The sequence below is a fragment of the Candidatus Magnetaquiglobus sp. genome (assembly GCF_058402785.1).
On sequence record NZ_JBZVFG010000003.1, the window covers coordinates 144,139 to 164,511 of the forward strand.

Here is a 20,373-nt window from a genome sequence, read left to right on the forward strand (position 1 = left end):
CCGAGGAATGTGTGAATCCGGGTGGAGAGGCGCAGCCGTCCCTTGGCGGCCATGAGCATCGGCGGACGCCGAGGAATGTGTGAATCCGGGTGGAGAGGCGCAGCCGTCCCTTGGCGGCCATGACCATCAGCGGACGCCGAGGAATTTGTGAATCTGGGTGGAGAGGCGCAGCCGTCCCTTGGCGGCCATGACCAGTTCCAGGCAGCGGGCCACGGCCTTGGGATCCGGCGTCGTCCCGTTGGCGCGCGGTTGCACCCAGATGTTGAGGTGGTGTTTGGTCAGGGCGAGGATGGCCTCCGGATCTCCCCCCGTCGCGCCCAGAACGAATTTGATTTCGTCGGCGGCCAGCAGGAGTTCGGGATCCACCGGGGTTTTGGGCGACAGGGTGAGCCAGTCCACCATGGGGTCGGGCAGCGGGCCGCCGACCCCGCTCGACTCCATGGCGATCCAGTAGCCGGCCTTTTTCAACCGTTGGACCAGCGTTGGGAGGTTCGGCAGGGCCAGGGGTTCCCCACCGGTCAGCACCACGGCGCGCAGGCCGGGGGCGAGGCGGTTCATTTCGGCCAGGATCGCCTCTGCCGGGAGCAGACGTTTGGCGGCGGGGTCCCGGTGCAGGGGTTCGTCGCACCACGGGCAGGCGAGGGGGCATCCCCAGGCGCGCACGAAGAGCATCGGGCGACCGCTCCAGGTGGCCTCGCCCTGGATCGAGGCGAAGATCTCGCAGATCGGATACACGAGCGGGGTGGTTGGGTTCATCGCGGGGCGAAGCCCAGGGCGATGGCGTCGTCCGTGGTGGCCTCGGCCCAGGATTTGTCGCTCTCCCAGAGGCGGGCGTGGGCGATGCGGGTGTCGCCCAGTTCGGCGCGATCATCCAGATGGTGCATGCACCAGCCGACGATCCATGCCGCCAGGTATTCGGCGGAGTGGTAGGGGAGTTGCGGCAGGGTGTCGTTGAGCAGGTGGTGATCGAGGAGGGGTTCGATCAGTTCCTGGCGCACGAGGCGATCCAGGTGGCCGAAATCGACCAGAAAGCCGGATTGGGGTTCGTGGGGCGCGGGCAGGCGCGGATGACCGGTGAAGACCAGTTCCAGCCGGTAGCCGTGACCGTGCATGCGCCGGCATTTGCCGTCGTGATGCACGAGGCGGTGGGCCGCATCGAAGGTGAAGGCTCGGGCGATTTTCATGATCCATCCATCTTATCAAACTTGAGCCGCGGGCGGCAATGCTTGCGAGGCGTTCGTGATCGGGAGTAAGCTTGATATCGATTGATCATGCCCATTTGAATCTGGATACGCGATGACGTCTGCCGAGGTGGAAAAAATGGTCGAGGGTCTGCTGGGGGCCAAGAGTCGCCTGGCCGCCACCCTGCCCGGCTACGAGGCGCGCCCGGCCCAGACCGAGATGGCCGGACGGATCCTTGCCGCCACCGTCCAGGATGGTCTGCTGCTGATCGAGGCCCCGACCGGGACCGGCAAGACCCTGGCCTATCTGCTGCCGCTGTTGAGCCTTGGACGCAAGGTGATCGTCTCCACGGCCACCAAGGCGTTGCAGGATCAGATCATGGAGAAGGATCTGGCCCTGGTGCGGCGCGCCACGGAACGCGACTTCACCGCCACGGCCTTGAAAGGACGGGCCAATTACCTCTGTCTGTACCGTTGGAAAGGGTTCCGGCATGGGGGGGTGGCGGTGCCCGAGCGGGAACGGGCCTGGGTGGCACGGCTCGAGAATTGGGCGCGGGAGACCGGGACCGGCGAGAAGGACGAGCTGCGCGACATGCCGGAGAGTCTGGGGTTGTGGCAGGGGGTCCACGCGGGCGGGGATTTCTGCCTGGGCCGCAAGTGCGAGGATTATCAGGCCTGCTTCTTGAATCTGGCGCGGGAGCGGGCACGCAAGGTGGATCTGGTGGTCGTGAACCATCATCTCTTCTTTGCCGATCTGGCGGTCAAGGAGGGGGGGTTCGGGGAGATCCTGCCGGAGTACGATGCCCTGGTTTTCGACGAGGCGCACCGCATTCCGGATGTGGCCACCCGATTCTTCGCCATCGAGGTGAGCAACTACAAGCTGCGGGACGTGACCCGCGACATCCGCCGCGAGTTCGAGGAGGTGGGGGGTGGCGATGACGCGGTGCTGGCGGCGCTGGTCGGCATGGAAGAGGCGACCTTTCGCCTGCGCAACGCCTTTCCCTTCGACGATCTGCGTGCCGCGCTCACCCCCGAGGATCTGCAAGGGGAGGCCGGCCAGGCGTTCTATCAGGTCGAATGGGCGGTGCATGGGCTGCGCGACGTCCTGGAACCCCATCGGTCCCGCTCCGTGGCCCTGGCCAACTGCGGACGGCGTGTCGAAGAGATGCTCGATGCCGTGAAAACCATCCGCGCCCTGGACGATCCGGCGCGGGTCTACTGGTACGAAACCCGCAACCGGGGGATCTTTCTCTCCGCGGCCCCCCTGGAAACCGGTCCGATCCTCAACGGACTGCTCTATCCGCGCATCAAGACGGCGGTGTTCACCTCCGCGACCCTGACCTCGGGACCGGGGGAGCAGGGGTTCGTCTTTTTCATGGAGCAGCTCGGCCTGATGAACAGAGGGGTCGAGACCTGTCGTCTGCCGCCGGTGTTCGACTACCCGAATCGCACCCTTCTTTATCTCCCGCGCCATCTCCCGGATCCGGTGGACGTGGAGTATGCCAGCGCCGTGGTCGATGAACTGATCACCCTGTTGACGGTGAGTTCCGGACGGGCGCTCTGTCTGTTCACCAGCTTCCGCATGCTGGAGTTGGCCCGCACCGGTCTGGAGGGGCGGATTCCCTACCGTCTGCTCACCCAGGGCGAGGCGGCCAAGGGGGCGCTGCTGGATGCCTTCAAGAAGGAGACCTCCTCGGTGCTGCTCGGGGTGTCGAGCTTTTGGGAGGGGGTGGACGCCCCCGGCGAAACCCTCTCCCTGGTGGTGGTGGACCGGTTGCCCTTCGCCTCTCCCGGCGAACCGATGGTGGCGGCCCGGCAACGTTGGCTGGAAACCAACGGTCGCAACGCTTTTCGGGAACTTTCGTTGCCCCAGGCGATTCTGACGTTGAAACAGGGGTTGGGTCGCCTGCTGCGCACCAGTGCCGATCGGGGGGTGATGGTGGTGCTGGATCGCCGTTTGACCGGCAAGTGGTATGGACGGTTTTTTCTGGAGAGCCTGCCGGCGGCTCCCGTGACCCACGATCTGGAGGCGGTGCGCCGCTTTTTTGCATGAAAATCCTGGCAATGGATACCTGCTTTCCGCGTGGTGGCCTGGCGCTGCTCGCGGAGGGGCGGGTGGTGGGCAAGGTCGGGTTCGAGGGGGCGGAAGGGCATGTGGTGTCGTTGCCGCGCGCCCTCGAAGCGGAACTGGCCAGGCTCGGTTGGCGGGTGGGCGATCTGGATCGGATCGCCGTGACCCTGGGACCGGGCAGTTTTTCCGGCGCGCGCATCGCCCTGGGGGTGGCCAAGGGGATGGCGGCGGCGCTCGGGGTGCCGGTGGCCGGTTTCTCCACCCTGGAGGTGGTGGCAGCCGGGTCGAATTGTTCGGGTTGGGTGGCGGCAACGCTCGACGCACGGCGGGGAGAGGTGTATGCTGCGCTTTATGAAATTCAGGAGCGGACCGCACCCCGGTTGCGCTCCGAGTTGCTGGTGTGCGACCCGGAGACGCTGGTTGCGCGCTTGCGGGCCTGGATGCCGATGTGCGACGGTCCCCTGCATCTGACCGGCAACGCCCTGGAACAGCATGCGGAGGCGTGGCACGGCCTCGAAACCGAGGGGGTCGTCATCCTTCCGCCGGAAAACTGGTCCCTGGATGTGGGACGGTTGGCTGAAATGGGAGCCTGTCTCCCCGTCGGGGCGCTCGGGCTGGTGGAGTCCCTGGAGCCGGTCTACGTGCGCAAGGCCGACGCCAAGGAGCCCGGCCATTGACCCCAGTCGAAATGGCCGGGTTGTGGCTGGAGGCGCTTTTGCCCGACCATCTTGCCGCCGTGGCGGCGCTCGAAGCGGAGATCGCCCCCGCGCCATGGAACGTCGGAATGCTCGCCGAGGAGTTGACCCTGGATGGTTGGCGCAAGGTTCTGCTCACCCCGGAACGCACCGTGGTCGGTTATGCGGTGGCGCGCTTGATTCATGATGAATGGCACCTGCTGATCCTCGGCGTGGCGCCGAAGTTCTGGCGGCGCGGGTTGGGGCGTGGTCTGGTCGCGGACCTGCTCGAGGAGGCGCGAGCCCGAACCGGCGGAACGGTGTTGCTGGAGGTGCGGGCCTCGAATGTCCCGGCCCGTCGGCTCTACGAGAGTCTGGGATTCACCCGCATCGGGGTTCGGCGCGGTTATTACCGTCACGGTCCCTTCGGCCCCGAGGATGCGCTGGTGATGGCATGTTGCGATGCGAGATAAAATACGGTATTGCCTTGGAAAAATTAATTCTTGCTTGACAAATTTCAGATTATGGGCAACGCTTGAGGCCGTACCGGGAGTACGCCATCCCGACAACCCGAGAACTACTCAACGAGGGGAACCGCCATGCTTGTCGAAGACGTCATGACCCGCAACCTGCGTACCGCCAAAAGAACCGACTCCGTTCGCTCGGTCGCCGTCATCCTCTGCACCAACAAAATCAGCGGTCTGCCGGTGGTCGAGGAAGACAACAAACTGGTGGGGATCATCTCCGAAAAGGATATCCTGAACGGTCTTCTGCCCGGCTATCGCACCTTCCTGCACGATCCGCTCAAACAGCGCGATTTCGAGTCCATGGAGGAGTCCTACGAAGAGATCCTTTCCAAGAAGGTCGAGGATCTCATGACCGCGCGGGTCTTCTCCGTGTCGCCCAAGGATCCGATCCTCATGGCCGCCTCGCAAATGGATCTGCACCGCTTCCGCCGCATCCCGGTGGTCGAGGATGGCGATAAATTGGTGGGCATCGTCAGCCTGGGCGATATCCACAAGGCGATCTTCAAACGCGAACTCAATCTGTAGCGTTTGCCGAAAAACCGTCCGGTTGGCCTTGATCCGGATCGCGGCCCGTGGCGCATGCCCGGTCGCTCGTCCGGATGGCGGAACCCTGGCGCGTTTGTCAGGTCGTGCGTGTCGGATCCTTCCGATGCGCCCGACAGGTCCGGTCGGTCATCCTCGACCGGCTGGAGTCGTATCGAGAAAAGGAGTTCTGACCCAAGATGCAGCGTATCGTCTTGCTCGCCGGACCCTCGTGTGTCGGCAAGGCCCCCCTGATCCGCGGCATGCGGATGTTCTACCCGGAGTTGATGGGCCGCTTCAAGCAACTGGTGCTCTTCAACGATCGCACCCCCCGTCCCGGCGAGGAGGAGGGGGTCGATTGCTTCTTCCGTCCCCGTGGCGAGATCGAAGCCCTGCGCGGCAAGGACGGCTACATCGTCGCCGATGTGCGCGGCGAGTTGCAGGCCCTCGAAATCGCCCAGGTGCAACGCATCTTCGATGCCGGCCAGATCCCCTTCTTCGAAGGCAACCCTTTCCTGCCGGCCCGCCTGCGCGAGGTGGGGTTGCTGGATCAATTCCCGGCGGTTTCGGTTTTTCTCTCCCCGCTCTCGCGGGATGAAATCCTCTATCTCAAATCTCTGCCTCTGGGCGTGGATATGAACAAGTTCATCTCCGAGGTGCAGCGCCGCAAGCTGCTGCATCGCGCCGTTCGCCAGAAGATGCATCTGTCGCTGCGCGACCTGGAGGAGATCGAAAAACGGTGCGCCAGCGCCCTCACCGACATGCGCGAGGCCTGGAAGTTCGATCATGTGATCGCCCTGCACGACGGCGAGGGCAACGACAACTGGGATGCCTGTTACTACCCGATCGGCTCGGCCCGCAAGGCGATGCTCGCCTTTGCCTCGGTGTTGCGCGGCGAGGATACGGTGATGGGCATGGATGATCCGTGGAGCGAGGATCTGCTCGCCTGACGGTTGGCTGGGTTGTGAACGACAGGGGTCTCCCGCCAACCATGGGACGCCTGTTACGATTGGTTTGACATCAAGGGACGCAAAAGAGCATGGGCAAGGAGATCGAACGTCGTTTTCTGGTCAAGGGTGACGGCTGGCGCGGACTGGGCGAGGGCGTGGATTTTCAGCAGGGGTTTTTGTCCACGGTCAAGGAACGGGTGGTGCGGGTGCGTGTCGCCGGTCCCAAGGCCACCCTCACCATCAAGGGGGTCTCCGAGGGGATCTCCCGTCTGGAGTTCGAATACGCCATCCCCAGGGAGGAGGCCCAGTCGATCCTCGACAATCTCTGCGAGCGTCCCTGGATCGAAAAGACCCGCCATCGCATCCCGGTCGGGGATGTGGTGTGGGAGGTGGATGAGTTCCGCGGGGCCAACCAGGGGTTGATCATGGCCGAGGTGGAGCTTCACGACGAAAACCAGGTGGTCGATCTGCCCGACTGGATCGGTCGGGAGGTCTCCACCGATGCGCGCTTTTTCAACGCCAATCTGGTGCACACCCCGTTTTCGCTCTGGGGCAGCCCCGACCTGTTCGATTGACCCGTTGATTTCGAGGGTGGTGGCATGGCTGTTTATGCCATTGGCGATGTCCATGGGTGTCTGCCGCAGCTTTTGACCCTGCTCCAGGCGGTTCGTTTTCGGCCAGGCAGGGATCGTCTGCTTTTTGTCGGCGACATCATCAGTCGCGGTCCGGATTCGTTGGGCACCATCCGTTTCGTGCGCGACCAGGGGGAGCGCGCCGTTTCCTTGATGGGCAACCACGAGTTGCGTGCCATCAACGGTCTTCTCGGTTTTCCGGAGAAGGGTTTTTCCAAACATCTCGGATTCTTGACCACCTGTCCGGAACGGGACGAAATTCTGGACTGGATGCGGCGACGCCCGTTGGTGTACCACGAACCGGAGCTGAACCTGCGCATGGTGCATGCCGGTTTTCATTCGGGATGGAGCCTGGACCAGGCCATGGACTACGCCCGTCGCCTGGGCGTCATCCTTCGCGCGGATGAGACGACCCTGCGTGCGTTTTTGGCCCGGTATCCGGCCAATCTCCCCGAAATCGAATCCCTGGACATGGACGAGACCGCCCGGTTGCACTTTGCCATGGCGGTGATGACCCGGCTGCGGATTTGTCAGCCGGATGGCCGGGTGGTATGGTCGATTCCAGGCGCCTCGGGTGGCGCGGCCTTCAAGCTGGAGCCGGACTCCCCGTATCGTCCCTGGCATGCCCTGCTTGACTGGCCGGGGCGTGAGCGGATCGTTTACGGCCATTGGGCGATCGAGGGATTGAGCCGGAACGGACGTTTCATCGGATTGGATTCCGGCTGTGTCTACGGTGGAAAACTCACCGCCATGCGGGTCGATCATCCGGATCTGCCGATCACCCAGGTATCCTGTCCCGCCTATGTCAAACCGGAGTGACCGGCTTTTGTCCCGCCGTCCTGCCCATGTCAGGCTGGAGTGACCGGCTTTTGTCCCGCCGTCCTGCCCATGTCAGGCCGGAGTGACCGGCTTTGAGGCTTTTTCGGCTTCGGCGGCCCACTCTTCCGACAGGGCCACCTCCGACGCCGATGCATACACCAGCCATCCCTCCCGTACCAACGCTTCGGCATTCGCCAGCCACGACTCCGGCAGTACTTGCGGATTGGGGCTATCGACGCGCATACTTCCGGAACCATCGGTGTTGGCCTTGAATTCCAAGATCAATCCGGTCGGACGGTGAATGGCGCGTCGTTCCCGAGGCAGGGCAATCCAGTCGTTTTCCAAGAGCGGTTCCTTCAACAATCAAGTCGGGCGTGGGGTGATGGACGATGGAGGCGTTGGACGCGCTGCAATCCCTGAAAAAAGCGGTTGCCGGCATCGATTTCTTTCGCGATTTCACCGATGCCGAAATGGCGCATGTCTATCATAACGGTCATTTCGAGATCTGCAAGGCTGGAGAAACGATCATCCGCGAGGGGAACGTGGATCGAACCATGTTCGTGTTGATCACCGGCGCGGCCAAGGTGATCCGACGGTTTGCGCCGGAGAAGGTGTTGGCCCTGTTGAGACCAGGCACGATCTTCGGCGAGATCGAATTCGTCTCCCGTCAGGTACGTTCCACCAGCGTCATCGCCCTGGAGGAGTCGTTGGTGTTTCAGCTCGAGGAGAAGCACTACTCCGATCTCCCGCCGGAGATCCTCATCAAGATTCAGCAGCAGGCGGTGAAGCTGTTGTTGGAGCGGCTCGAAACGATCAAACTGGCCACGGGTTATGATGGTTGAAGTCAACATCTCCCCGCCACCAACGCCTGACCGAGCGAAACACCGTTGTCGTTGGGTGGAATGCGCGCATGGACGCGCGGGTTCAAACCCGCCCGACGCAACAGGGGTGGCAACAGCGCATTCAGCAACCGGTTCATGAACACCCCGCCGCTTAAATAAATCGTCCGCTCCCCGGTTGTCGCCGCGCCATGCTCGGCCATGCGACAGGCCGCCTCGGCCACGCCACGATGCAGACCCAGGGCAAGCCGCGCCGGTGGTGCGCCCATGGCCAGCGCGTCGATTCCCCACTTGAAACTTTCCGCCCAGTGAATCAGAAGCAGGCCGTCCGGTTGTTCTTCGCTGCGATACGGCGCGCTTTCCGTTTCCTTCCGCCAGGTGCGTGCCAGGGACTCCAGCCGAATCGCGGCCTGCCCCTCGTGGGTGATCCGCTCCGGGGCCACCCCGAGCAACGCGGCAAAGGCGTCGAACAACCGCCCGGCGGCATGAGACAGGGGGGCGTTCAGCCCGCGCCGGACCTGCCCGGTCCAGATCCCGGCTTCCTCGGGACGGATGCCGAGCGCGGCCAGATGCCCGGGGGACAACGCCAGATGGGCGCCTGCCAGCCGTCCGATCAACTGCCGGACCGGTCTGGAGACCGCCTGATCCCCGCCGGGCAGCGGGGCGGGCGCGAAGGTGGCCAGACGTTTGAAATCAACCGGCGTGACGTGCAACAGCTCCGCGCCCCAGGCCAACCCGTCCGTGCCCAGTCCCACCCCATCGAAGACCAGCGCCAGCCCCGCTTCCACCCCGTGCTCGGCCATGCAGGCCAGGGCATGGGCGTGGTGATGCTGCACCCGGACCAGAGGTGCGGCGAACGCATCGGCCAGCCGCTCCCCCAATCGGCTCGACTGCATGTCCGGATGGAGATCGATGGCGACCACGCCCGGTCGGCGTCCCCACAGGGCCAGCAGCGAACGCAGGGTGGATTCCAGTTCATCGACGCTTCTGGCGGCGCGCAGATCGCCGATGTGGGGCGAGAGCAGGATCCGGTCGTCGAATCCCAGGGCAAAGGTGTTTTTCAGATCCGCGCCCATGGCCAACACGTCGCGACCCAGGGGGGATGGCAGGCGCACGGTGTCGGGCACGAAGCCGCGCGCACGCCGCCAGATTTGTGGCGCGGATTCCAGCACCACGGCCACCGAGTCGTCGTTGCGGCGGATGATGTCGCGATCGTGCTGCAAGAAGAGATCCGCGACCTCTCCGAGGCGGGCCACGGCTTCGTCGTTGTCGATGCAGAGCGGCTCCCCCGAGGGGTTGCCGCTGGTGGCGACCAGCAGATCGAAGGGTGGGGTGGGATCCTCGGGCAGGGGGTGAAAGAGGAGATGATGCAAGGGGGTGGTGGGAAGCATCACCCCAAGGGTGGCGGTGTCCGGGGAGAGGCGGTCCAGGGGGAGACCGGTGGCCTCGGCGCGGGTATCCAGGATCACGATCGGCTGGCTGGGATGGCGCAGCAGGTCGGACTCGGCGGGGCTGAGGTGACCGTATCGTTCGATGATTTCCAGGGAGGCGGCCATCACCGCCAACGGTTTGTCCGGACGGTTCTTGCGGGCCCGCAAACGATCGATGGCCGCGCGGTTGAAGGGATCGACCATGAGCTGATACCCGCCCAGACCGCGCACGGCAAGGATCTTGCCCTCGGCCAGGGCGCGACGCGCGGCGGGCAGGGGCGGATCGGGCAGGGGGTGTCCGTGGTCATCGGTCAGGTTGAGGTGCGGACCGCAGCGCGGACAGGCGGTGCTTTCGGCATGGAAGCGGCGGTCGGCGGGGTCGTCATACTCGGCCCGACAGGCCGGACAGAGGGGAAAATGGCGCAGCGAGGTGTTGTCCCGGTCATACGGCAGACGTTCCAGAACGGTATGACGGGGACCGCAGGCGGTGCAGCTGGTGAAGGGGTAGCCGTGGCGCCGGTTGGCCGGATCCAGGATCTCCGCCAGGCACGCCGGGCAGACCGCCAGATCCGGCGGGATGGAGATGCGCGGCGCGGCGGATGCCTGGCTCGGGCGGATGTGGAACGGCTCGGGCGCGGCGTCGGGATCTGTCGATTCCTGGGCGAGGAGGTCGATCGAGTCGATGCGCGCCTGGGCGGGGATGCGTTCGGGCAGGGTGGTCAGGAAGGCTTTCAGGGCGGGTTCGACGCCGATCAACGCCAGATGGACCCCGCCGGAGCGGTTTTCCACCCAGCCGCCCAGGTGCGCCGCCGTGGCCAGACGATGGATCGCGGGTCGGAACCCAACCCCCTGGACCACGCCGGTGATGAGCAGGTGCCAGCGGACGGGAGTCTCCGGATCGTTCATCCGTTCTGTCGCACCATTCGTTCGAGATGGTGGATCCAGCCCTCCATCCCGTCTCCGGTCAGGGCGCTCAACTCCAGCACCGAGGCCGCCGGGTTGACCCGGCGCAGGGCATCCAGGCAGACGTCGCGCTTCCAGGTCAGGTGCGGGGTCAGATCGGTCTTGGTCACCAGCACCAGCGACGCCTTGACGAACGGCACCGGGTATTTCAACGGTTTGTCCTCGCCCTCGGGGGTGGAGAGCAGCACCACCCGTTCCGACTCTCCCAGATCGAAGGCCGCCGGACAGACCAGATTGCCGACATTTTCGATGAACAGCAGCCGGGTGGTCGCGTCGATCACCCCCGGCAGGGCCTGACTGATCCGTTCGGCATCCAGATGGCAGGCGTTGACGGTTTCGATCTGCTTGACCCGCGCCCCCAACCCTTGCAACCGTTGGGCATCGAGATCGGTTTGCAGATCGCCGACGATCACCGCCGTGGGAATGCGACCTTGCAGGCGGCGCAGGGTTTTCTCCAGCAGCAGTGTTTTTCCGGAACCCGGGGATGAAATAAGATTGATGGCGTGGATGCGATAGTGGTGCAGCCAGCGGCGGTTGGCCTCGGCCAGGGCATGGTTGACGGCCAGCAGGTCGTTTTCCACCCGCACGGTACGCGCCGGGGATGGCGGGTGGATGTGGGTATGGCCATCGTGGGTGTGTTCGCCGTGGAAGGGGTCGTTGTGCGCATGATCCGGATGGGCATGGGGGTGGTCATGCTCCGGATGAGGGGGATGGGTGTGATTCAGAGCTTCGGCGCAACCGCAGGTTTCACACATCAGGCCACCTCCAGGGATTCCAACGTCAGGGCGTCGCTGCCGGTCAGATGGTGCTCCAGGCCACCACACTGGGGACAGGCGCGCTCTTGGGTCGATTCGCCGGCAAAGATCTTCCGGCAGGTCAGGCAGAACCATTGCATGGGTTCGGCCACGATCTCGAGCCGCGCCCCCTCCAGGATCGGGAACTCCCGCGCGGCCATGGGAAAACAGAAGGTGAGCGACTCCCCATCCACTCCGCTCATCGTCCCCACGCGCACCCGCACCGACACGACGCGTGTCGCGGACTCCCTTTCGGCGATGCGGCGCACCTGATCCACCAGGGAGAGGGCGATGGAGAGTTCATGCATGGCGTGTTCAACAGATCCTGGGCAGCAGTTCGCCGTGGGGCATGTCCAGAAGGGTCACCCCGCCGATGCGGGTCTTGAGCGTCACCCGGTCCGCCGCGCCCTCGGCCCGTCCGATGCGACCGGCGCCGATCCCCTCGGGCCGGGCGCGCCAGGCGTTCAGGATCGGCTCGGCCACCGTTTCGTCCACCACCGCCATGATGCGCCCTTCGCAGGGGGCGTGCAACAGGGAGATGCCCAACAGTTCGGCGATGGTCATGGCCGCGGGCGCGAAGGGCAGGGATGCCTCGTCGATCGCGAAGCCGCAGGCCACGGCAGCCTCGTGCAGCGAGGCGGCGATTCCGCCACGGGTGGGATCGCGCATGAATCGAACGCCGGACGCCCAGGGAAGCACGGCCTCGACCAGAGGAAAGACCGAGGCGGTATCGCTGACCAGCGCGCTCTCCAGAAACAGTTTCTCGCGGGCGGCCAGCACCGCCATGCCGTGATCGCCGAGGGTGCCACTCACCAGAACGACATCGCCGGGGCGGATGAAAGAGGCCGAAAGCGCGAAATCCGGCAACCCGGCGCCGATGCCGGCCATGGCCAGATACATCCCGTCGCACTGCCCGCGTCGCACCACCTTGGTATCTCCGGTGACGATCGACACCCCGGCCTGGCGCGTCGCCGCGCGGATGGCGTCGAGCACCCGGCGCAGGATGGACAAGGGCAGTCCCTCCTCCAGGATCATCCCCAGGCTCAGGTAGAGCGGGCGACCGCCGCTCACCGCCAGGTCGTTGAGGGTGCCGCGCACCGCCAGATCACCGATGCAGCCGCCGGGGAAGAAGAGCGGCTGAACCACGAAGCTGTCGGTGGTGAAACGGAGCGCCGTGCCATCCATCGCCAGGGTGGCGGCATCCGGCAGCCCTTGCAACGCTTCGCGACCGAAGCGCGGCACGATCTCCCGGTCGATCAACTCCCGCGACAGACGCCCGCCGCCGCCGTGAGCCAGCAGCACGCGCCGTTCGTCATCCATGGCTGTCCTCCGTGTGGCCGGGAGGGTCGTAATGGAACCAGGCCGCGCAGCTCCCCTCGGAGCTGACCATGCAGGGACCGATGGGGTGATCCGGATGACAGCCGCGTCGGAACAGCCGGCACTCGGGCGGGGTGATTTTTCCTTTGAGCACCTCTCCGCATTGGCAATCCGCATGGATTCTGCCCGGTTGCACCACGAGTTCGAAGCGCGCCTCGGCGTCGAAGGCCCGGAATTCGGGTCGCAACGCCAAACCGCTGTGCGGAATCACCCCGATGCCGCGCCAATCCACATCCGCCGGGATCAGATGGCGATCCATGAGACGCTGGATCTTCAGGTTTCCTTCCGGACGGACCACGCGCTGGTATTGGTTTTCCACGCGGGACTCTCCGGTCACGAGCTGGTTCAGGATCCCTTCGATGGCCAGCAGGATGTCCAGAGGTTCGAATCCGGCCACCACGCAGGGGATGCGGTGGGTTTCGGCCACGAAGCGGTAGGCATCCGCGCCGATGATGGCGCTGACATGACCGGGACACAAAAAGGCATCGATGCGGATTTCGGGATCCGCGATCAGGGCGGTCAAGGCGGGCGGAACGCATTTGAAGGCGGTCAACAGGGAGAGATTTTCGACGCCGGCGCGTCGCGCCAGATCGAGCATGGCGATGATCGGCGCGGCGGTGGTTTCGAAACCGATGGCCAGAAAGACCACCTGGCGATCCGGCGACGCCTGGGCGCGTTTCAACGCCTCCATGGGGGAGTAGCAGACATGGATCTCCCCGCCGCGCGCGCGCGCCTCGGCCAGATTGAGCCGCGAACCCGGCACGCGGAGCAGATCCCCGAAGGTGACGATGACCGCCCCGCGTTCGGCCAATGCATGTGCGGCATCGATGTAACCGGGACCGGTGACGCAGACCGGACAGCCCGGTCCGCTGGTCAGGATGACGTTGGCGGGGAGCAGATGACGCAAGCCGGATCGGGCGATGGCCATGGTGTGGGTGCCGCACACCTCCATGATGCGCACGGTGCGTCCGTCGTTGGCCAGGCGCGCGGCCAAAGCCTGGATGGCTTGGGTGAGCCGGCGCGCCGCGCCCGTCAGGGCGGGATCGCTCAATCCCTTCATGGCGCGGCAGGCTCCAGACCCGAGCCCCCCCCTTGTTGTTCGTCCCACAGCCGGGCCATCTCCCGGAACAGGGCGATCCGCTCCAGGGCATCCGCCTCTTTCAGGATCTCGATGGCGAAACCGGCATGCACGATCACATAATCGCCAACCCGCGGTTCATCCACCAGCGTCAGCCCGACCAGACGCCGCACCCCGTCGATTTCGACGATGCCGAACCCATCCTCCTGGATGGTGCTTACCTGCATGGGAATGGCCAGACACATGGTGATCGACTCTTTATATTTTGGCCGGTTGGCGCGAAAAATGAGCGGGTATGGTGCAACATATCGGAAAATAGGTTATTCTTCCTCCCCGGTCAATCCTCTTCAACCAACCGGTCATCGTGTCGCGGGGTTTGGATCATGTCGTTGCGTTTTTTTTGTCAGTTCTGGCTTGTGTTTGGGATGCTCTTGAGTGGTTCGTTGGCCTGGGCCGGGGATGATGCGCGTCTGGCGCGCCTGCCGGAGGCCGAGAATCTGCAAGGGTGCGTGGTGGTGCTGAATCTGGCCGATCACACCCGCATCCATTCCAACGAGGCCGCGTGTGGCGAACGCCACCTGCCGGCCTCGACCTTCAAGATTCCCAACGCCCTCATCGCCCTGGAGAGCGGTGTGACCAGCGAAACGGAGATTTTTCCCTGGGACCGCAAGCCGCGCCATCTGCCGACCTGGGAGAAGGATCTGAACCTCAAGGAGGCGATGGCGGTGTCGGCGGTGCCGGTCTACCAGGAGATCGCCCGGCGCATCGGTCCGGAGCGCATGGCCGAGTGGTTGACCCGGATCGACTACGGCAATCGCGAAATCGGCTCCCAGGTGGATCGCTTCTGGCTGGATGGCCCGCTGAAGATCTCCCCCATCGAGCAGGTCGCGTTCCTCGGGCGCGTGGCGTTGGGCCAGGTGCCCTTCTCGGACCAGACCCGCGCCGCCTTGAAACGGCTGCTGCCCACCGAGAGCTTCGGCGCGGCGCGCGTGCTGGGCAAGACCGGCTTCGCCCTTGAAAAGGGGGAGATGCACGGCTGGTATGTGGGGTGGGTGGAGCGGGATGGCAAACCTGCCTGGGCCGTGGCCGTGCATCTGTTCTTGCGCGCCCGCGAGCAACTCCCCTTGCGACAGTCGATGGGCCGTGAGGCGCTGCGCATCGTCGGGGCGATCGATCCATGAGAGACGGTTTGGTGATTCCATGCATGGAATCACCAAACCTGCACGATATCGAAGAAACCGATTCGTGCTTCTCAAATTGCTGCGCGATTTGGCGGGCCATGAACGGCCCGCGTCGGCTGTTTGGCCTTTGCAAACAGCCTCTGAGAGGCCACCCGATTCGTTGGTGAGGCGACGATTCCCATGAAAATCCGCGTTGCCCTGACCGGGGCGAGAGGTTGGATCGGAGCCGGCTTGGCGCCCATGCTTGAGGCGCACGGGGCCGATCCGCTGGTTCTGGATGGCGACATGCGCACGCCGGAGAGCTTCGACGCGGCGTTCGATGTGCTGATCCATCTGGCATCGGCCAGCCGGGAGGCCTTCCTGGCCGATCCCGAGGCCTCTGCCGCCATGCACCGGGCCGGGATCGGCAACGCCCTGCATGCCGCGGCGCGCAACCGGGCGCGGCTGGTCTTCATCTCCACCTCCGGCGTCTACGCCCGGGATGCAACGGGGTTTCTGGATGAGGAGTCCGGCAGGATCGATCCGCCCCATCCGTATGGTCAATGCAAATGGCAGGAGGAGCTTTCGTGTCGCGCCTGGTCCGACACGCATGGGGTTCCGGTGCGGATCTTGCGGCTGTTCAATGTCTACGGACCTGGCCAGTCGGAGCGGTTCTTGATCGGTTATCTGGTCCGACAGGCCATGCATGGCGAGACCATACGGCTGATGACCCCCCAGGCGCGTCGGGATTTCGTCCATCTGGCGGATGTGCGTCGGGCGATTCTTCTGGCGGCGCTCACCCCTTTGGCGGGGGTCGAGATCTGCAATGTCGGATCGGGTGTGGCGCGTTCGGTTCTGGATGTGGTCGCCGCGCTGCAAAAACGGCGCGCCACCCCCTTGAAGATCCTTCAACCGGAGTCGATCGCTCCCGCGACCGATCAGGCCATCGCCGCCATCGACCGCATCCGGCAGGCGTTGGGCTGGTCGCCGACGATCACCCTGGAGCAGGGGATCGCCGGCTGCCTGGAGGAGCACGCTTCAGATCCGGCACAACCGGCATAGCCGGGAGTCGCGATCCTTGAACTGGGCCAGATACTCCCGGTACCAGGCGATGGTACGGGTGAGCCCGTCGTTGAAGGAGACCCGAGGGCTCCAGCCGAGCCGTTCGCGGGCCCGGTCGTTGCTCGCGCTCATGCGCCAGATCTCCGTGGGACGGTTGGGCAGGGCGCCGATCTCGAGTTTGGAGGTCGAGCCGGTTTCGGCATGGATGCGGGTGATCAGATCGCGGATGGCGATCTCTTCGCCGGAGCCCAGATTGATCACCTGACCGATGGCGGCATCTTTCTCCGCGGCCAGCACGAAACCATCGACCAGATTCTCCACGAAGTTGAACTCACGGGTCTGCCGTCCCTCGGTGGAACGGACCGTCCGGCCCAACAGACAGGCCTCGATCATCTCCGGAATCACCGCCCGCACCGTCTGATAGGGGCCAAAGGCGTTGAACGGACGCAACACCACGATCGGCTGATCCATCCGCTCCATCTTCATGCGGCAGTAAAGTTCGCCGGCGAATTTTCCCACCGAGTAGGGCGAGACCGGATGGGGTTCCATGCTCTCCGCGAAGATCGGTTCGCTCTGATGGCCGTAGACTTCGGAGGTGGAGATGTAGATGAACCGCTCGAAATTCTCGCAACTCTCCAGCACATTGGCGGTTCCCTTGGCGTTGACGTCCAACACCTCGTTGAACTTGCCGAAGCTGCCCCCCACATGGTTGTATGCCGCGGCGTGATAGACCACCTGGGGCGCGAAGGCGCGGATGGCGCGCAGGGCATCCAGATCGCGGATGTCCGCCTCGATCACATGCACGTCATCCCAGACATCGGCGATGCGCACGTTGTCGATGACGCTCCCATAGCGGACCAGCACGGCCACTTCCGCCCCCATGGCCACCAGTCGGCGGGTCAGATGGGAGAAGATGAAACCCGATCCGCCGGTGATCAGGACGCGTTGCCGAGAAAGAGAGGTCATGTCTGCTCCGGAAAGGTGTAGTAGAGTCCAAGATCCCGTTCGGCCCGCTGCCATTCGCCCTCGGTGTTGAAGGTGATTTGCAGGCCGTCATGCACGAACGCGGAGAGAAGTTGGCGTTGCGTCAGGTGCTGCACGAACGCCACGAAGCCGGATCCGTCCGGTTGGGCCAGCATGGTCGCGTCCATCAGGTCGAAGGCCGACCGTTCCATGACCATGCAGCCGATGTAGTGGTTCTGGATGGGTTTTTCCACGAAGGAGAGCACCCGCTGGTGCGCGTCGAAGGTCACCACGCCAAACGGGTTCTGGATGGGTGCGGTGACCAGGGTGGCCAGGGCGCCGCTTTGCCGGTGATGATCCAGAAGTCGTTGGGGATCCAGGTTGATGAAGGTATCCCCGTAGACCACCAGGAGCCGTTCGCGGGTGATGTCGCGCACCGCCATCAGACGGGCGAGCATGCTGGCCGATTCTCCGGCATCCGAAAAGCGGATGGATTCGGCATCGGCGCGATGGTCGAAGTGCTGTCGGATCCGCTCGGCCAGGTAACCCACGCACAGGGTGAAGCGAGTCATTCCGTGGCGGCGGTGGAACTGGATGATGTGGTCGAGCATCGGTTGACCATGCACCGGCACCAGCGCCTTGGGGACGTGATCGGTCATGGGACGCAGCCGGACCCCTCGGCCTCCGCACAGGATCACCACCTCCATGGCGTCATCGGAGCGTTCCCGACTCATTCGGGCCTCTCTTCGGGGACTTCCCGGGGGGTCGAGCGTTCGCGGAGGATGTAGGTGGGTCGTTGTTTCACCTCGTCGTACACCTTGCCCAGATACTCCCCCAACAGTCCGATGCCGATCAGTTGCACCCCGCCCAGAAAGAAGATCCCGACCGACAGCGTGGGGTAGCCGGCCACGGTGGGGATGTCCATGAACTGTTTGTACCAGGTGATCAGCAGATTGTAGGCCGCGTAGCCCAGAGCCAGCAGGGATACCCCGGAGCCGATCAGGGTGAACAGGCGCAGAGGCAGGATGGAAAAGGAGAAGATGCCGTTGATGGCGAAGTTGACCAGATCCTTGAAGCGGTATTTGGAGTTGCCGGCGTGGCGTCGTTCCACCTGGAACTCCAGTCCGATCTGACGAAAGCCGATCCACTGGGCCAGACCGCGCAGGAAGCGGGTTCGCTCCGGCAGGGCGAGCATGGCGTCGAGGGCGGCGCGGTTCATGAGGCGGAAATCGGACTGTCCGACGGTGATGTTCAACCCCGACAGACGGCTCATGAGACGATAGAAGAGGATGTTGGTCTGCTTGCGCAAAAAGGAGATCGAGCGGTCATCGCGTTTGAGGGTGTACACCACGTCGAAGCCGAGCCGCCACTGGGCGATCATGGAGGGGATGAACTCGGGCGGATGCTGGAGATCGCCATCCAGGGAAACCACGACATCGCCACGGGCATGTTCCAGACCGGCGACCAACCCCCCCTGGTGACCGAAGTTGCGCGAGAGGGTCAGGTAGGTGACGCACGGATCGAGGCTGGCCAGCCGTTTCAGGATGGCGAGGGTGTGATCGCGGCTGCCGTTGTCCACCAGGATCAATTCGTGGCGGAGATCCAGAGGCGACAAGGCGGCTTTCAGGCGCTGATAGAGGGGCTCGATGTTCTGCTCTTCGTTGTAGAGCGGTACAACGACCGAAAGCAGGGGTGGGGAGACGGATGCGGTCATGTCGGATGGATGTGTCATGCCTTGGAAAACGTTCTCTTTAGGATTTCATTCCATTATCGCGCTTGCGCCACCGTCAGTATAGCCGGCTCTTCCCGGCCAGTGCAATCGCATTCCTGAATCGGGGCGCGATCCCAAGGGGGAGTGGCCAGCGGAGATGTCAATCCGTGGTGTCCGGAAGGTCGAGGCGCAACTCCGGACCCGGTTCGCGGGCGTTGATTTCGGCCAGCAGCGCGGGCAACCGTTCCAGGGTGCGGGTTTCGGCCAGGAAGTCATACTGGCCGTGCTGGGGATCGAGCCGGACGCGTTCGGGAAGGGCTTCGGGGTAGGCGGGATGAAAGATGATCTCCACGGTCAGGTGGTTGTTCCCTTGCCGTTTGAGTGCGATCAGCCAGGTTTCGACCACCCGTTCATTCAGGTGTCCGCTGTGCAGCAGGCCCAGAAAGCGGTCCGTGACCCGAGCCGGCGGGGTGGCGTAGTGTCGGCGGCATGACCGGGCACAGGCCGAGATCGCCAGGGCGATTGGCACCCTGCCGAGTGGCAGCGCGCCCGGCCAGGAGAGGGAAAGACTCTCGATGGGGAGGCGGAAGGCGGAGACCCCGAACTCCAGGCAGACCGAGCGGATGATGGGTGCCAGGGTGGGCCAGACATGCAGGTGGGCATGACTGTCCACATGGCCGATGGATAGCCCCAGGTCGCGCAGTCGCCCCATCTGGGCTCGGATTTCACGGGCGACCTGTTCCGGATTGACCTGGCCGAGCAGCAGGGCGCGGATCAGTTCCCATCGGGGCATCAACCGTCCGGCGTCGGTGACCAGGGTGGGGATGTGTTCGGGCGGTGAAACCGGGGGTTCTTCGATCAGGCAGAGATGGGCGCCGAGCCTGGAGCGGTGTTCGGGTGCGATTTGCGCCAGTCCCGCTTCGAGCGCCTCGCCGGTGGCCATGGCCGAGGCGCGACAGAGCGCGCCCTTCTCGAACATGTCGTGCATGGCCTGGTTCATGCTGGTGGTCAGGCCGTAGTCGTCGGCGGTGGTGGTGATCTTGATCATGGATCTTGGTGATGTACCCAAATGGCGCATCAGAACTTCTCCTCCGCGCCATCCGACGCTGTGGACCACCTTTCAACGGACGCAACTCCCGTTGCTCCGGGTTTCTCAGCCAGACATTCAACTCTGCGAGCCCCTGACGGACATCTTCCAGTCGGCGACGCTTTTTCCGTTTGAACAATGCCGCCGCTGCCATGGAACGGTTGAATGCGAGACATTTTGGGTTGGTCCAGCGTGAATCGCAAGGGACAGTTCAGTCGTGCCTTTGACGGAATCCAGGCTACACCTCGCCGGATCTCCATGAAGTCTCTCCATCTTTAGGGTTGTCGTGCTGAAAAGGTGGGCAAGGGGATGAGGTCATGGGGATCCGCAAAAAGTGCCTTTACCCGGTATTCATGGTGGAGATGATTTAGCAGAATCAACAGGTTGCGAAGCCCGTTTTTTTGCCAAAAAGGGTTTTTTGCGGGGGCGGCTCATGGACCCTCCGCGGGGTTCGTCCGGGCCTTGAGGTCGAAATTTGTGCGCCCGGCAGAGCGACTTACGCCTTGCTGAATTGGGTATGGGATAATCGTGGT

At 64.1% G+C, this 20,373-nt stretch carries 23 protein-coding genes; 10 read left to right on the forward strand and 13 right to left on the reverse strand.

The window, feature by feature from the left end; translation table 11 throughout:
- Positions 1-126: 126 nt before the first annotated feature.
- Together ACV4UY_RS02175 and ACV4UY_RS02180 are read right to left on the reverse strand one after the other, a co-directional pair.
- Positions 127-756 carry a 7-carboxy-7-deazaguanine synthase QueE gene (locus ACV4UY_RS02175; RefSeq protein ID WP_491606023.1) on the reverse strand — a complete coding sequence of 210 codons (630 nt, stop codon included), beginning with the start codon at positions 754-756 and terminating at the stop codon, positions 127-129.
- Positions 753-1,184 carry a 6-pyruvoyl trahydropterin synthase family protein gene (locus ACV4UY_RS02180; protein ID WP_491606024.1) on the reverse strand — a complete coding sequence of 144 codons (432 nt, stop codon included), beginning with the start codon at positions 1,182-1,184 and terminating at the stop codon, positions 753-755. The genes ACV4UY_RS02175 and ACV4UY_RS02180 overlap by 4 nt, the downstream gene beginning before the upstream one ends.
- A gap of 112 nt (positions 1,185-1,296) precedes the next feature.
- Between ACV4UY_RS02180 and ACV4UY_RS02185 the strand changes: the two genes are divergently transcribed.
- The 7 genes from ACV4UY_RS02185 (at position 1,297) to ACV4UY_RS02215 (ending at position 7,376) form a co-directional block, all read left to right on the forward strand.
- Positions 1,297-3,234, forward strand: coding sequence for an ATP-dependent DNA helicase (locus tag ACV4UY_RS02185; protein ID WP_491606025.1), 1,938 nt, complete (start codon positions 1,297-1,299; stop codon positions 3,232-3,234).
- A complete protein-coding gene (tsaB, locus tag ACV4UY_RS02190) occupies positions 3,231-3,929 on the forward strand; it encodes a tRNA (adenosine(37)-N6)-threonylcarbamoyltransferase complex dimerization subunit type 1 TsaB (RefSeq protein ID WP_491606026.1) in 699 nt (232 codons plus the stop codon). The genes ACV4UY_RS02185 and tsaB overlap by 4 nt, the downstream gene beginning before the upstream one ends.
- Positions 3,926-4,399 (forward strand): ribosomal protein S18-alanine N-acetyltransferase, encoded by a 474-nt coding sequence (rimI, locus tag ACV4UY_RS02195; RefSeq protein ID WP_491606027.1) that lies wholly within the window; start codon positions 3,926-3,928, stop codon positions 4,397-4,399. The genes tsaB and rimI overlap by 4 nt, the downstream gene beginning before the upstream one ends.
- 126 nt (positions 4,400-4,525) lie before the next feature.
- Positions 4,526-4,978, forward strand: a complete 453-nt coding sequence (locus ACV4UY_RS02200) for a CBS domain-containing protein (protein ID WP_420904643.1) — start codon at positions 4,526-4,528, stop codon at positions 4,976-4,978.
- Positions 4,979-5,175: 197 nt separating this feature from the next.
- Positions 5,176-5,925: a hypothetical protein gene (locus ACV4UY_RS02205; RefSeq protein ID WP_491606028.1), complete on the forward strand. Its 750-nt coding sequence runs from the start codon at positions 5,176-5,178 to the stop codon at positions 5,923-5,925.
- An 89-nt stretch (positions 5,926-6,014) separates the two neighbouring features.
- Positions 6,015-6,500: a CYTH domain-containing protein gene (locus tag ACV4UY_RS02210; RefSeq protein ID WP_491606029.1), complete on the forward strand. Its 486-nt coding sequence runs from the start codon at positions 6,015-6,017 to the stop codon at positions 6,498-6,500.
- Positions 6,501-6,524: 24 nt separating this feature from the next.
- A complete protein-coding gene (locus tag ACV4UY_RS02215; RefSeq protein WP_491606030.1) occupies positions 6,525-7,376 on the forward strand; it encodes a symmetrical bis(5'-nucleosyl)-tetraphosphatase in 852 nt (283 codons plus the stop codon).
- Positions 7,377-7,448: 72 nt separating this feature from the next.
- Here the strand turns inward: ACV4UY_RS02215 and ACV4UY_RS02220 are convergent, their stop codons facing one another.
- The gene (locus tag ACV4UY_RS02220) at positions 7,449-7,721 is read right to left on the reverse strand and encodes a hypothetical protein (protein WP_491606031.1); all 273 of its coding nucleotides are present in this window, start codon (positions 7,719-7,721) and stop codon (positions 7,449-7,451) included.
- Between the two features lie 44 nt (positions 7,722-7,765).
- Here ACV4UY_RS02220 and ACV4UY_RS02225 point away from each other — a divergent pair, with 44 nt between their 5' ends.
- Positions 7,766-8,218, forward strand: coding sequence for a cyclic nucleotide-binding domain-containing protein (locus tag ACV4UY_RS02225; protein WP_491606032.1), 453 nt, complete (start codon positions 7,766-7,768; stop codon positions 8,216-8,218).
- 2 nt (positions 8,219-8,220) lie between these two features.
- Here ACV4UY_RS02225 and hypF read toward each other — a convergent pair whose 3' ends face one another.
- Genes hypF through ACV4UY_RS02255 form a run of 6 tightly spaced genes read right to left on the reverse strand, consistent with a single transcriptional unit; the run spans position 8,221 to position 14,102 of the window.
- Positions 8,221-10,551, reverse strand: a complete 2,331-nt coding sequence (hypF, locus tag ACV4UY_RS02230) for a carbamoyltransferase HypF (RefSeq protein ID WP_491606033.1) — start codon at positions 10,549-10,551, stop codon at positions 8,221-8,223.
- The gene (gene hypB / locus ACV4UY_RS02235) at positions 10,548-11,363 is read right to left on the reverse strand and encodes a hydrogenase nickel incorporation protein HypB (protein ID WP_491606034.1); all 816 of its coding nucleotides are present in this window, start codon (positions 11,361-11,363) and stop codon (positions 10,548-10,550) included. Before hypB ends, hypF begins: the two co-directional genes overlap by 4 nt.
- On the reverse strand, positions 11,363-11,710 hold the full coding sequence (locus ACV4UY_RS02240; protein ID WP_491606035.1) for a hydrogenase maturation nickel metallochaperone HypA/HybF: 348 nt from the start codon (positions 11,708-11,710) through the stop codon (positions 11,363-11,365). Before ACV4UY_RS02240 ends, hypB begins: the two co-directional genes overlap by 1 nt.
- A 7-nt stretch (positions 11,711-11,717) precedes the next feature.
- Positions 11,718-12,722: a hydrogenase expression/formation protein HypE gene (gene hypE, locus ACV4UY_RS02245; protein WP_491606036.1), complete on the reverse strand. Its 1,005-nt coding sequence runs from the start codon at positions 12,720-12,722 to the stop codon at positions 11,718-11,720.
- A complete protein-coding gene (hypD, locus tag ACV4UY_RS02250; RefSeq protein WP_491606037.1) occupies positions 12,715-13,839 on the reverse strand; it encodes a hydrogenase formation protein HypD in 1,125 nt (374 codons plus the stop codon). Before hypD ends, hypE begins: the two co-directional genes overlap by 8 nt.
- Positions 13,836-14,102: a HypC/HybG/HupF family hydrogenase formation chaperone gene (locus tag ACV4UY_RS02255; protein ID WP_491606038.1), complete on the reverse strand. Its 267-nt coding sequence runs from the start codon at positions 14,100-14,102 to the stop codon at positions 13,836-13,838. Before ACV4UY_RS02255 ends, hypD begins: the two co-directional genes overlap by 4 nt.
- A 138-nt stretch (positions 14,103-14,240) precedes the next feature.
- On the opposite strand from ACV4UY_RS02255, the gene ACV4UY_RS02260 reads away from it, so the two are divergent.
- Both ACV4UY_RS02260 and ACV4UY_RS02265 read left to right on the forward strand, forming a co-directional pair.
- Positions 14,241-15,038, forward strand: coding sequence for a penicillin-binding transpeptidase domain-containing protein (locus ACV4UY_RS02260; protein ID WP_491606039.1), 798 nt, complete (start codon positions 14,241-14,243; stop codon positions 15,036-15,038).
- Between the two features lie 180 nt (positions 15,039-15,218).
- Positions 15,219-16,079: an NAD-dependent epimerase/dehydratase family protein gene (locus ACV4UY_RS02265; protein WP_491606040.1), complete on the forward strand. Its 861-nt coding sequence runs from the start codon at positions 15,219-15,221 to the stop codon at positions 16,077-16,079.
- On the opposite strand, the gene ACV4UY_RS02270 is transcribed toward ACV4UY_RS02265, so the two are convergent.
- From ACV4UY_RS02270 to ACV4UY_RS02285, 4 genes are all read right to left on the reverse strand, one after another.
- Positions 16,056-17,045, reverse strand: coding sequence for an NAD-dependent epimerase/dehydratase family protein (locus ACV4UY_RS02270; protein ID WP_491606041.1), 990 nt, complete (start codon positions 17,043-17,045; stop codon positions 16,056-16,058). The genes ACV4UY_RS02265 and ACV4UY_RS02270 overlap by 24 nt on opposite strands.
- Positions 17,042-17,776 carry a nucleotidyltransferase family protein gene (locus tag ACV4UY_RS02275; RefSeq protein ID WP_491606042.1) on the reverse strand — a complete coding sequence of 245 codons (735 nt, stop codon included), beginning with the start codon at positions 17,774-17,776 and terminating at the stop codon, positions 17,042-17,044. The genes ACV4UY_RS02270 and ACV4UY_RS02275 overlap by 4 nt, the downstream gene beginning before the upstream one ends.
- A complete protein-coding gene (locus ACV4UY_RS02280) occupies positions 17,773-18,774 on the reverse strand; it encodes a glycosyltransferase family 2 protein (RefSeq protein ID WP_491606043.1) in 1,002 nt (333 codons plus the stop codon). Before ACV4UY_RS02280 ends, ACV4UY_RS02275 begins: the two co-directional genes overlap by 4 nt.
- Before the next feature lie 139 nt (positions 18,775-18,913).
- Positions 18,914-19,801, reverse strand: a complete 888-nt coding sequence (locus ACV4UY_RS02285; protein ID WP_491606044.1) for a carbohydrate deacetylase — start codon at positions 19,799-19,801, stop codon at positions 18,914-18,916.
- Positions 19,802-20,373: the final 572 nt, after the last annotated feature.